The sequence below is a fragment of the Streptomyces sp. BRA346 genome, from assembly GCF_052851135.1.
In genome coordinates this window covers 1-11,706 of the sequence record NZ_JAIWIH010000055.1, presented here as the reverse complement: position 1 = coordinate 11,706, position 11,706 = coordinate 1, and the positions used below count along the sequence as shown (strand labels likewise).

The 11,706-nt window shown below is 69.3% G+C and carries 11 protein-coding genes; 8 read left to right on the top strand and 3 right to left on the bottom strand.

Features of this window, described 5'->3' with window-relative positions; translation table 11 throughout:
• Positions 1-20 precede the first annotated feature (20 nt).
• Positions 21-470: an FMN-binding protein gene (locus LCH29_RS40140; RefSeq protein WP_446466627.1), complete on the bottom strand. Its 450-nt coding sequence runs from the start codon at positions 468-470 to the stop codon at positions 21-23.
• A 37-nt stretch (positions 471-507) separates the two neighbouring features.
• The gene (locus LCH29_RS40135) at positions 508-1,872 is read right to left on the bottom strand and encodes a ferredoxin reductase family protein (RefSeq protein WP_446466626.1); all 1,365 of its coding nucleotides are present in this window, start codon (positions 1,870-1,872) and stop codon (positions 508-510) included.
• Positions 1,873-2,020: 148 nt separating this feature from the next.
• Here LCH29_RS40135 and LCH29_RS40130 point away from each other — a divergent pair, with 148 nt between their 5' ends.
• Entirely contained in the window at positions 2,021-2,755 is a 735-nt protein-coding gene (locus LCH29_RS40130; protein ID WP_446466625.1) for a response regulator transcription factor, read from the top strand.
• Entirely contained in the window at positions 2,752-4,212 is a 1,461-nt protein-coding gene (locus LCH29_RS40125) for an ATP-binding protein (protein WP_446466624.1), read from the top strand. The genes LCH29_RS40130 and LCH29_RS40125 overlap by 4 nt, the downstream gene beginning before the upstream one ends.
• Positions 4,213-4,334: 122 nt before the next feature.
• On the opposite strand, the gene LCH29_RS40120 is transcribed toward LCH29_RS40125, so the two are convergent.
• Positions 4,335-5,222 (bottom strand): alpha/beta fold hydrolase, encoded by an 888-nt coding sequence (locus tag LCH29_RS40120; RefSeq protein ID WP_446466623.1) that lies wholly within the window; start codon positions 5,220-5,222, stop codon positions 4,335-4,337.
• Positions 5,223-5,655: 433 nt separating this feature from the next.
• On the opposite strand from LCH29_RS40120, the gene kdpF reads away from it, so the two are divergent.
• The 6 genes from kdpF to LCH29_RS40090 form a co-directional block, all read left to right on the top strand.
• Positions 5,656-5,745 (top strand): K(+)-transporting ATPase subunit F, encoded by a 90-nt coding sequence (kdpF, locus tag LCH29_RS40115; protein WP_446466622.1) that lies wholly within the window; start codon positions 5,656-5,658, stop codon positions 5,743-5,745.
• 9 nt (positions 5,746-5,754) lie between these two features.
• Entirely contained in the window at positions 5,755-7,419 is a 1,665-nt protein-coding gene (gene kdpA, locus LCH29_RS40110; RefSeq protein ID WP_446466621.1) for a potassium-transporting ATPase subunit KdpA, read from the top strand.
• 20 nt (positions 7,420-7,439) lie between these two features.
• On the top strand, positions 7,440-9,548 hold the full coding sequence (gene kdpB, locus LCH29_RS40105) for a potassium-transporting ATPase subunit KdpB (RefSeq protein ID WP_446466620.1): 2,109 nt from the start codon (positions 7,440-7,442) through the stop codon (positions 9,546-9,548).
• Positions 9,549-9,551: 3 nt separating this feature from the next.
• The gene (gene kdpC, locus LCH29_RS40100; protein ID WP_446466619.1) at positions 9,552-10,163 is read left to right on the top strand and encodes a potassium-transporting ATPase subunit KdpC; all 612 of its coding nucleotides are present in this window, start codon (positions 9,552-9,554) and stop codon (positions 10,161-10,163) included.
• A gap of 180 nt (positions 10,164-10,343) precedes the next feature.
• Positions 10,344-11,030 carry a response regulator gene (locus LCH29_RS40095; protein ID WP_446466618.1) on the top strand — a complete coding sequence of 229 codons (687 nt, stop codon included), beginning with the start codon at positions 10,344-10,346 and terminating at the stop codon, positions 11,028-11,030.
• A 38-nt stretch (positions 11,031-11,068) separates the two neighbouring features.
• Positions 11,069-11,706, top strand: a 638-nt coding sequence (locus LCH29_RS40090; RefSeq protein WP_446466617.1) for a histidine kinase, incomplete at its 3' end; no start/stop codon positions are given.

The window sequence follows — 11,706 nt, the reverse complement described above, 5'->3', positions numbered from 1 at the left end:
CGCACGCCGGGGCGGATACCTCAGACACCGGCTTTGTCCAGTGCGCTCTGGAGGGACCGGGTGTACCCCTCGCTGGTGTAGGTGGCGCCGGAGACCGCGTCGATGTGGGCGCTCTGGGCGCTCAGCGCCTCACGGGTGAGCTGCGGCACGGCGTCGGCGGCGATCTGCTGGGAGCGGGGACGGTCGGACGGTGTCCGGACCGCCTTTACGGCAGTGATTTTGCCGTGGGAGAGCGTGACGGACACCTGGACCGGTCCGTACACGGTGTTGACCACGCTGCCGGTGTACGTGCCGGAGGTACCGCCCTGGGCATGGGCGGTGGATGGGGAGGTCGACGCGGCTCCGGTGCCGGACGTCGCTGCCGGTGACGGCGCCGTCATGGCCGGGGCGGGGTTCTGGTGCGGTTTCAGTGACAGCAGAAGGATCACTCCCGCCACTGTCGAGACAGTGGTCACGGCGGCTTTGCGCACGGCCTGGCTCCTGTTCGTCGGGGAGATGATGCGCGGGTCAGAACGAGAACGACTCGTGGTGGATGTGCCTGCGCGGCACCCCGGCCCCGCGCAGGGCCGTGACCGCGGCCTCGGTCATCCCGGGTGGCCCGCACAGATAGACGTCGCGCTCGGCGAGGTCGGGCACCAGGCCGCGCAACGCCTCCGGGGTCAGCGGTGAGGAGTACGCGGCGGGCTCGTCCACGACGTAATGGACGGCCGCCCCGCGCGCGGCGGCGAGCGCGTCCAGCTCCGCGCGCAGCACCAGGTCCTCGGGGCGCCGGGCCCGGTAGACGAGAGTCACCTCGCCGGGCAGCGTCTCGAAGAGGGTTCGCAACGGGGTGATGCCGACGCCGCCGCCGAGCAGCAGGGTTTTACGGGTGCGCCGGCGGCGGGCGGTGAAGGCCCCGTACGGGCCTTCGGCCAGCACCCGGGTGCCGGGCTCCAGCCGGGCGAGCGCCGTGCTGTGGCCGCCGGACGCCTTCACGGTGATCCGCAGGTACGCCGGGTGCGGGGCCGCCGACAAGGAGTACGGATTGGCTGTCCACCACATGCCCCGGGTCAGGAACCGCCAGCGGAAGAACTGGCCCGGCTCGGCGCGCAGGTCCTCCAGCCCGCTGCCCGACAGATACACCGACACGATGCCCGGCGCCTCGGGCCGGACCTCGGCGACGTACAGCCGGTGGCGCAGCGCCCGGCGCACCGGGACGGCGAACCGGTACCAGGCCGGCAGCGCCGCCACCGCGATGTAGAGGGTGTACCAGGCGAGTTGGGCGGGGCGGTTGCCGGTGAAGTCGGCGCCGTCGGAGAGCTGGTGGCCGAAGACCAGGAACACTGCCAGGTAGGTGGCGAAGTGCAGGAAGTGCCAGGTCTCGTACGCCACCCGTCGGCGCACCGCACGTGCGGATACGACCGCGGTCATGAGGAACAGCAGGAAGCCGATCGTGCCCTTGAGCAGGTCCGGATAGTGGAGGACCAGGGTGGCGGTCTGGTCCACGACGCCGGTGTGCGATTCCAGGGAGTACCCCCAGGTGATCAGCAGGACGTGGGCGGACGCGAGGGAGATCGTGTAGCGGCCCCCCATGGCGTGCCAGCGGGCCAGCCGGTCGGTGCCCACGGCACGGTCCAGCAGCGGTACGCGCGCCATCAGCATCAGCAGGACCGCGCACGCGTAACCGGCCAGCAGCCCGGTGATCCGTCCGGCACCGGTGAGCCAGTCGGCGAGCGTGACGACCGAGCGGGTGTCGCTCCACCACAGCGCCAGCACGGCGGCGGCACCGCCCCAGATCACCAGGTGTGCCAGGGCCGGGACGGGGCTGGGCGGGCGCGGTGCCGACCGGGAGGGCCGGGTCATGGCCGGGACCGGCGGTGTCGTGCTGGTCATGGGGATCCTCTCGGTGTACGGCCCGGCCAGCGTCACCGGCGAAGTTCTGAGGAGCCTATGAACCGGTCCGATCGCCCTCGGATTCAGAGGAAACTCAGAGGGAAAGCCGCCCTCGGCACGGCGCGGCGCGAGGGATGCTGGATTCATCATGGATACGCACACCACCAGCCGTTTTCTGCTGCGTCCCGACGGCGCCCGGGTCCGCGTCCTCGTCGTGGACGACGAGCCCGATCTGGCCGAGGTGCTGTCGGGGGCGCTGCGCTACGAGGGCTGGGAGGTCCGCACCGCCGCCGACGGCGCGTCCGCGCTGGCCATGGCGCGCTCGTTCCATCCGGACGCCGTATTGCTCGACTGGATGCTGCCGGACACCGACGGGCTCGCGGTGCTGCGCGGACTGCGGGCGGAGCTGCCGGACGTGTGCGTGCTGTTCCTGACCGCGCGGGACGCGGTGGAGGACCGGATCGCGGGGATCACGGCGGGTGGCGACGACTACGTGACCAAGCCGTTCAGCCTGGAGGAGGTGCTGGCCCGGCTGCGCGGGCTGCTGCGCCGGGCCGGGATGGCCCGGGAGCCCGGTGACGACCGGCTGGTGGTCGGGGATCTGGTGATGGACGAGCAGGCGCGGGAGGTGACCCGCGGGGGAGTGGCCGTGGAGCTGTCCCGCACCGAGTTCGAACTGCTGCGGTTCCTGATGCGCAATCCCCGGCGGGTGCTGTCCAAGGCGCAGATCCTGGACCGGGTCTGGAGCTACGACTTCGGTGGCCAGGCCCATGTGGTCGAGCTGTACATCAGCTATCTGCGCAAGAAGATCGACGCGGGACGGCCACCACTGATCCACACCGTGCGCGGGGTCGGCTACGTGCTCAAGGCGGGGACCGCGTGAGGCGGCGGCCGCGCGGATGGCTGCCTCGTACGCTGCGCGCCCGGCTGACCGCCGGGCTGGTGGTCCTGCTGGCGGTGGCGTCCCTGACGGTCGGGCTGACCACGGTGTTCGCCCTCGAAGGGTTTCTGGTGCGCCGGCTGGACCAGCAGCTGACAGCGGCCGGCGGCCGCTTCCCGGCCAGCCTGGAGCACGGTGAGCGGCGCCCGGACGCCGACAACCGGCCCGATACCCGCGGCCAGGCGGACCGCACCTTCGGTGCCCGGCTGCTGCACGGTACGACGACCGACGCGGCGGTGGTACGCGACCAGACGGACGCCGCCGTACCGCTGACCGCCGGCGACCGGCGGGTCCTGGCGGACGTACCGGTCACCGGCCGGGGACACACCGTCCATCTGTCCGCGCTCGACGGCTACCGGGTGGTCGCGGTCCCCGGGGACGACGGCGACGTCCTGATCACCGGGCTGCCGCTGCGCCCGGTGGAGGAGACCGTGCACCGGCTGGAGGCCGTGGAAGCCGTGGTCTTCGGCAGCGCGCTGCTGGTCACCGGGGTGGCCGGGGCGCTGTGGGTGCGGTTGTCGCTCCGGCCGCTGCGGCGGGTGACCACGACCGCCGCGGGGGTGGCCGAGCTGCCGCTGGCCAGCGGTGAGGTGGCCATGCCCCCGCCCGTACCGGACACCGATCCACGCACCGAGGTGGGGCAGGTGGGCACCGCACTCAACCACATGCTCGGCCACGTCGGCGACGCGCTGGCCCGTCGCCAGGCGAGCGAGGAACGGCTCCGGCACTTCTCCGCGGACGCCAGCCACGAGCTGCGCACCCCGGTGGCCTCCGTACGCGGCCACGCAGAGCTTGCGCTGCGCCACCCGGGACCGGTGCCGGACGAGGTGCGGCACGCGCTGGAGCGGATCCAGGCCGAGTCGGAACGGATGTCCACACTCGTCGACGATCTGCTGCTGCTCGCCCGGCTCGACGCCGGGCGGCCGCTGGCACGCCGGCCGGTCGACCTGACCCGGCTGGTACTGGACGCGATAGGCGATGCCCGGGCCGCCGGTCCGGGGCACCGCTGGACGCTGGAGCTTACCGAGGAGCCGATCACGGTCACCGGCGACGAGCACCGGCTCCAGCAGGTGATCGGCAACCTGCTGGCCAACGCCCGCACCCACACCCCGCCCGGTACCCGGGTCACGGTGCGGCTCGCGGTGGCGGACGGCGACGCCGAGCTGACGGTGGCGGACGACGGTCCGGGCGTCCCGGACACGCTCCAGGACGAGGTGTTCGAGCGGTTCGCCCGCGCCGATCCCGGCCGGTCGCGGGCGGGCGGCGGTACGGGGCTGGGGCTGGCGATCGTCCGCGCCGTGGTCGCGGCACACGGCGGGACGATCACGATGACCAGCAGGCCGGGAGCCACCGTCTTCCGGGCCCGGCTTCCGCGCCGTACCGCGGCGCCCCCGAGATGATCGTTTCGCTGGTGTATCGGGCTGTCCTCGCTGATGCTGCCCACGCTGATAGACCGGTGGCACGCGGGCTTCACAGCGAAACGAGAGGCCGACCGACGGCTGCTGAGGCCGAGAACGCGTACTCACCGTCCGCCGTTCGTGTTCCCGCCCATCAACGCTGTCACCATCGTGGCGATCGCCTCTGGTTGTTCTTCAACGATGAGGTGCCCCGCACCGGGCACAGATTCCACCGCGACGCCGAGGTGGCGGGAAGCGGGCGAAGCCAGCTGGGACGGTGACAGGAAGACATCCTGCTCACCGGTGGCCACCGTGTTCGCAACCCGCCGGGACCGGGCCAGTGTCCCCTCCGGGAGGGGCGCGGGCGCCAAGCTGGAGCGGCAGGACCGGGCCAGAAGGGTCATCCAGGAGACGAGTTCGGCTGACGGCTGCCGGGCCGCACCATGCATCTGCCGCAGCAGTGCCGCGCTGCGGGCTTCAGTGGGGCGGGCGAGCCAGGGCAAGGTAGCCGCCAGGACCCGACCAGTGACCTTGACCCGGGTCAGGCCCGCGGGGGAGACAAGTACCCGCCCAATGAGCTGTGGGACATCGCAGGCCAACGCTATGCCGCCACCAAGTGAATGGCCTACTACGACGGTCGGGCCTGGGCTGATCTCGTCCAGCACCTCCTGGAGCCACTGCCCGTACCGAATCAGCCGATGCTGCCGCGGACGGTCGGCGGTACTGAGCCCCGGCTGACCGGGAACATCGACGACGTAGGTAGGCCAACGTTCCGCCAGCACCGTGACCAGCGGCAGGCTGGTGGCGGCATTGAAGTTCGTACCGGGAACCACCACCACACGGGGTGCGGATTGCTGCGGCCCGGCATCCTCTCCCGCAGCGACAACATGGGTTCGGCCGACGCGTGTGGCCAGCACCAGGACCCTGTGGGGCACCGGCCACCGTGCGAGCCGATCGGTGCACCACCTCTCGACGTCCCGATGAGCAGCAGCACCCTTGTAGATGGCGGTCACACTGACACTGTCTCAGACGGCAGGCCCTCCCCAGCAGCGGCCCGAATGGCGCCGGGGAACACTGCGTACCCCCGGAGAACCGCCGACGGTCGGCCCGACGGCATTGACGCCGTAGACGAGAGTGACAAGGGCCCGGATCCGAGATGACCTCCGGTAGGCCCGTATGGGTAACGGCTGGGCGACGATCTTGATCGTGACTCACCGTGTTCGTCCAGGTGAGTGCTGTATGCGTCAGGGTTCCGTCAAAATCGGGCTCATGACCGTAAGGGAGCCGTCAACGGCGGCTGGGGACGCTCCACGGGGGTGTTCCCTCTAAGCGTCAGTGCACGTCGGAACCTCACTAGGAGCACACGATGGCCGATCTGGCCTTCGTCGTCACCACGATCGCGGTCTTCGCGTTGGTGGCGTTCATCGCCAAGGGAGTGTCAAAGCTGTGACCGTAGAGAATGTCGTCGGCCTGGTCGTGGCCGCCGCTCTCCTGGGTTATCTGGTCCTCGCTCTCATCTTCCCGGAGAGGTTCTGAGTCGCCGATATGAGCCCCGTCCTCGCTGACGTGCTCCAGGTGTCAGCGCTCCTCGTGGCGCTCGCCCTGGTGCACCGTCCCCTCGGCGACTACATGGCCGCCGTCTACTCCTCCAGGAAACACCTCCGCGTCGAGCGGTGGATCTACCGCTCGGTGGGCGCCAACCCTGACGCCGAGATGCGCTGGCCCGCCTACCTGCGGGCCGTCCTCGCGTTCTCGGCCGTCGGTGTGCTGTTCCTGTACCTGCTCCAGCGCGTACAGGACAAGCTGCCGCTGTCCCTCGGCTTCAAGGCCATCACCCCGGACCAGGCGTTCAACACCGCCGCCTCCTTCGTCTCGAACACCAACTGGCAGTCGTACTCGGGTGAGTCGGCCATGGGCCACGTCACCCAGACGATGGGCCTGGCGGTGCAGAACTTCGTGTCCGCGGCCGTGGGCATCGCGGTCGCCGTCGCGCTCGTCCGCGGCTTCGCACGCTCCCGCACCGGTGAACTCGGCAACTTCTGGGCCGACCTGGTGCGCGGCATCGTGCGGATCCTCGTACCGATCTCGGTGATCGCGGCGATCGTCCTCGTTGCGCTGGGCGCCGTGCAGAACTTCGGCGACATCCACCACATCACCACGCTGACCGGCGACAAGCAGGGCATCAGCCCCGGCGCCATGGCCTCCCAGGAGGCCATCAAGGATCTGGGCACCAATGGTGGCGGCTACGCCAACGCGAACTCTTCCCACCCGTTTGAGAACCCCAACGGCTTCTCCAATCTGCTGGAGATCTTCCTGCTGCTGGTGATCCCGTTCTCGCTGCCGCGCACCTTCGGCACGATGGTCGGCAGCGTCAAGCAGGGCTACGCGATCCTCGCGGCCATGGTCGTCATCTGGTTCGCCGGCGTGGTCGCCGTGACCATCCTGGAATTTCAGCACCCGGGCACCGCCTCGCAAGCCGCGGGCGGTGCGATGGAGGGCAAGGAGCAGCGGTTCGGCGAGGGCGCGTCGTCGCTCTTCTCCGTGTCGACGACCATGACCTCGACCGGTTCGGTCAACTCGTTCCACGACTCGTTCAGCGGGCTGAGCGGCGGGGTGTTGCTGCTGGGCATGATGCTCGGCGAGATCGCGCCCGGCGGAGTCGGTTCCGGGCTCTACGGCATGCTGATCATGGCCGTGATCGCGGTGTTCATCGCGGGCCTGATGGTGGGCCGCACGCCCGAGTACCTCGGCAAGAAGATCGGCACCCGCGAGATCAAGCTCGCCGCCTGCTACATCCTCATCAGCCCGGCCCTGGCGCTGATCGGCACGGCGCTGGCGATGGCACTGGGCAAGGGGCAGTCGTCCATGACCAACGTCGGTGCGCACGGCTTCTCGGAGGTGCTGTACGCGTACACCTCCGGCGCGAACAACAACGGCAGCGCCTTCGCCGGCTTCGCCGCCGACACGCCGTATCACAACACCGCGCTCGGACTGTGCATGCTGCTCGGCCGATTCGTGCCGATGGTGTTCGTGCTGGCGCTGGCGGGCTCGCTCGCCGAGCAGAAGCCGGTGCCGGCCACCGCGGGCACGCTGCGGACCGAGAAGCCGCTGTTCACGGGACTCCTGGTCGGGGCAATTCTGATCATCACCGGCCTCACCTTCTTCCCCGCCCTGGCACTTGGCCCGCTTGCCGAAGGGCTGACGTCATGACCAACGCAAAGAAACAAGAGATGTCCACCCCGACTCCCACACTGGCTCCCCACCAGGACGCGCCCACCGGTCACCAGAAGAAGAGCCGTGTCGGCGGTGGGCTGTTCGAACCCGAGCAGCTGATCAAGTCGCTCCCGGACGCTTTCCGCAAGCTCGATCCGCGGGTGCTCGTGACGTCGCCCGTCATGTTCGTGGTCGAGATCGGCTCGGTGCTCACCACCGGCCTGGCGGTTACGGACCCGGGCGACTGGTTCGGCTGGGTCATCGCCGCCTGGCTCTGGCTGACCGTGATCTTCGCCAACCTGGCCGAGGCGGTCGCCGAGGGCCGGGGCAAGGCCCAAGCCGACACGCTGCGCAAGGCCAAGACGGACACCGTGGCCCGCCGCCTCGCGGGCGAGGCCGAAGAGCGGGTGCCGGGCACCGAGCTGCACGTCGGCGACCTGGTGGTCTGCGAGGCGGGCGACATCATCCCGGGCGACGGCGACGTCGTCGAGGGCGTCGCGTCCGTGGACGAGTCCGCCATCACCGGCGAATCCGCGCCGGTCATCCGCGAGTCCGGCGGCGACCGTTCCGCGGTCACCGGCGGCACGAAGGTGCTCTCCGACCGCATCGTCATCAAGATCACGACGAAGCCGGGCGAAACCTTCATCGACCGGATGATCAACCTGGTCGAGGGCGCCGCCCGGCAGAAGACCCCCAACGAGATCGCGCTCAACATCCTGCTCGCCTCGCTGACCATCGTCTTCCTGCTCGCGGTCGTCACCCTCCAGCCGTTCGCGATCTATGCGGGGGCGGAGCAGTCGCTGATCGTGCTGACCGCACTGCTGGTCTGCCTGATCCCGACCACCATCGGCGCCCTGCTCTCCGCCATCGGCATCGCGGGCATGGACCGCCTCGTGCAGCGCAACGTCCTGGCCATGTCGGGGCGTGCGGTCGAGGCGGCCGGCGACGTCTCCACCCTGCTGCTGGACAAGACCGGCACCATCACCCTCGGCAACCGGCAGGCGGCCGAATTCGTCCCGGTCAGCGGCACCACCGCCGCCGAGGTGGCCGACGCCGCCCAACTCTCCTCCCTGGCCGACGAGACGCCCGAGGGCCGCTCGGTGGTCGTGCTCGCCAAGGAGATGTACGGGCTGCGCGAGCGCCACGAAGGCGAGCTGGAGCACGCGGAATGGGTACCCTTCACGGCCCAGACCCGCATGTCCGGCGTTGACCTCGTCGAGAACGGGGCGCACCGCAAGGTCCGCAAGGGCGCCGGCGGCTCGGTCCTCTCCTGGGTCCGCGAGCGCGGTGGGAGCGTACCGGAGGACGCTGCCGCCCTGGCCGACCGGATCTCCGGAGAGGGCGGCACGCCCTTGCTGGTCGCGGTCGAGGACGCCGACGGCGCCCGAGTGCTGGGCGTGATCCACCTCAAGGACGTCGTCAAGGAGGGCATGCGGGAGCGGTTCGAGGAGCTGCGCCGGATGGGGATCAAGACCGTGATGATCACGGGTGACAATCCGCTGACCGCCAAGGCGATCGCCGAGGAGGCGGGGGTGGACGACTTCCTGGCGGAGGCCACGCCCGAGGACAAGATGGCGCTGATCAAGCGGGAGCAGGCGGGCGGCAAGCTCGTGGCGATGACCGGTGACGGCACCAACGACGCCCCGGCGCTCGCCCAGGCCGACGTCGGCGTGGCCATGAACACCGGCACCTCGGCCGCCAAGGAGGCCGGGAACATGGTCGACCTGGACTCCAACCCGACCAAGCTCATCGAGGTCGTCGAGATCGGCAAACAGCTGCTGATCACCCGCGGAGCGCTGACCACCTTCTCGATCGCCAACGACGTTGCGAAGTACTTCGCGATCATCCCCGCGATGTTCGCCGCGGCCTACCCGGGCCTGGACAAGCTCAACATCATGGGCCTTGCCTCCGCGGAGTCCGCGATCCTGTCCGCGGTCGTCTTCAACGCACTGATCATCATCGCCCTGGTCCCGCTCGCGCTCAAGGGCGTGCAGTACCGGCCGGTGAACGCGGACAAGATGCTCCGCCGCAACCTGGGCGTCTACGGTCTCGGTGGCCTGGTCGCGCCCTTCATCGGCATCAAACTCATCGACCTGCTCATCTCCTTGCTTCCCGGGATCGGGTGACCCATGAACACCTCTGTACACGGCGCTGTCCGACTGGTCTGGGCATCGCTTCGCGCACTCCTCGTGCTGACCGTCGTGACCGGCATCATCTACCCCTTGGCCGTCACGGGCATCGCCCAGGCGGCCTTCAACAACGAGGCCAACGGCTCGATGGTCACTGTGCAGGGCAAGGAGGTCGGCTCGTCCCTGATCGGACAGAGCTGGAACCTCAAGGACACCGACAAGCCCGACCCGAAGTGGTTCCAGCCGCGCCCTTCCCACAGCGGCTACGACCCGCTGACCACCGGCTCCAGTCAGCTCGGTGCCAGCGACCCGACACTGCTCAAAGCGGTCAGGGCCGCCAAAAAACAGGTCGCCACATTCAATGACGTGCCCGAGTCCGCGGTCCCCAAGGACGCGGTCACCGGCTCGGCCTCCGCCATCGACCCGCACATCTCCCCGGAGTACGCGAAGATCCAGGTGAAGCGCGTCGCCAAGGCCAACGGCCTACCCGAGACGCAGGTGAAGAAGCTGCTCAAGGAGCACACCGAGGGACGCGCAGCCGGCTTCCTCGGCAACCCGTACGTCAACGTACTCGAACTCAACATCGCCCTGAAGAAACTCGGCAAGGACTGAACGCGCCGTGAGCCGCGGTGGGACACACAGGCTGGGGATCACCTCGGTCGGTGGGCTCCCACCGCCGCCGGCAGGTAAACGCACCGCAGCTCCGCCGCAATCGGCAGCTCCGCGCTCCGCCACCATGTCCCCTCTCGTGGACCCTCACACGCCACTCTTGCGGAAGGAAGGCGTACATCGATGACTCGGGTGCTCGTGGTGGAGGACGAGCCACAGATCGTACGGGCCCTTGTGATCAACCTGAGAGCCCGCGAGTACGACGTCGACACCGCCTCCGACGGTGCCACCGCTCTGCGACTCGCCGTGGCCTGCCATCCCGATGTGGTCCTGCTCGACCTGGGTCTGCCGGATATGAGCGGCACCGAAGTGATCGAGGCATTGCGCGGCTGGAGCCGGGCACCGATTCTGGTGGTCTCCGCCCGGCAGACCTCGGAGGAGAAGGTCGCCGCCCTTGACGCGGGCGCCGACGACTACGTCACCAAGCCCTTCGGCATGGACGAGCTGATGGCCCGTCTGCGGGCCGCCGTACGCCGTACGGAGGCTGTAGGGCCCGCTCACGGTACGGCGATCGTTACCACCGAGGACTTCACCATCGACATGGCTGCGAAGAAGGTCCATCGCGCCGGGCACCAAGTCCACTTGACCCCGACCGAATGGCAGCTTCTGGAAGTGCTCATCCGCAACCCCGGTCGGCTCGTCAGCCAACGGCAGCTGCTCCGGGAGGTGTGGGGGCCCACCTTCCAGACCCAGACCAACTACCTGCGCGTCTATATGGCACAACTACGGCGCAAACTGGAGACGGATCCCTCACGCCCCCGGCATTTCATCACCGAGGCCGGCTTGGGATACCGCTTCGAACAGACCTGACGGCACCACGATTCGCCACATGAGGAACCAGTAGGACCATGGGACGAGGCAAGCTCAGGATCTATCTCGGCGCGGCGCCGGGTGTCGGCAAGACGTACGCGATGCTGTCCGAGGGGCACCGGCGGGTCGAGCGGGGCACGGACCTCGTGGTCGGCTTCGTGGAGCACCACGGCCGCCCGCGCACCGAGGTGATGATGCGCGGGCTGGAGGAGGTGGGCCGCCGGGAGCTGGAGTACCGGGGAACCACCTTCACCGAGATGGACGTGGACGCGATCCTCGTACGTGCGCCTGCGGTCGCGATCATCGACGAACTCGCTCACACCAACGTCCCCGGATGCCGCAATGCCAAACGCTGGCAGGACATCGAGGAGCTGCTGAAGGCAGGCATCGACGTCATTTCCACGGTCAACATCCAGCACCTGGAGTCGCTGGGGGACGTGGTCGAGTCGATAACGGGAGTGCGGCAGCGCGAGACCGTACCCGATGAGGTCGTCCGCCGGGCCGACCAGATCGAACTCATCGACATGTCGCCCCAGGCGCTGCGCCGCCGCATGGCGCACGGCAACATCTACGCGCCCGACAAGGTCGACGCCGCGCTGTCCAACTACTTCCGGCCCGGGAACCTCACCGCGCTGCGCGAGCTGGCCCTGCTGTGGACGGCCGACCGGGTCGACGA

What these genes read in the sequence shown, in the direction of transcription:
- LCH29_RS40135 (WP_446466626.1), bottom strand. Translation starts at nt 1,872, where the DNA reads ATGACCAGCACGACACCGCCGGTCCCGGCCATGACCCGGCCCTCCCGG.
- LCH29_RS40130 (WP_446466625.1), top strand. Translation starts at nt 2,021, where the DNA reads ATGGATACGCACACCACCAGCCGTTTTCTGCTGCGTCCCGACGGCGCC.
- kdpA (WP_446466621.1), top strand. Translation starts at nt 5,755, where the DNA reads ATGAGCCCCGTCCTCGCTGACGTGCTCCAGGTGTCAGCGCTCCTCGTG.
- kdpB (WP_446466620.1), top strand. Translation starts at nt 7,440, where the DNA reads ATGTCCACCCCGACTCCCACACTGGCTCCCCACCAGGACGCGCCCACC.
- kdpC (WP_446466619.1), top strand. Translation starts at nt 9,552, where the DNA reads ATGAACACCTCTGTACACGGCGCTGTCCGACTGGTCTGGGCATCGCTT.
- LCH29_RS40095 (WP_446466618.1), top strand. Translation starts at nt 10,344, where the DNA reads ATGACTCGGGTGCTCGTGGTGGAGGACGAGCCACAGATCGTACGGGCC.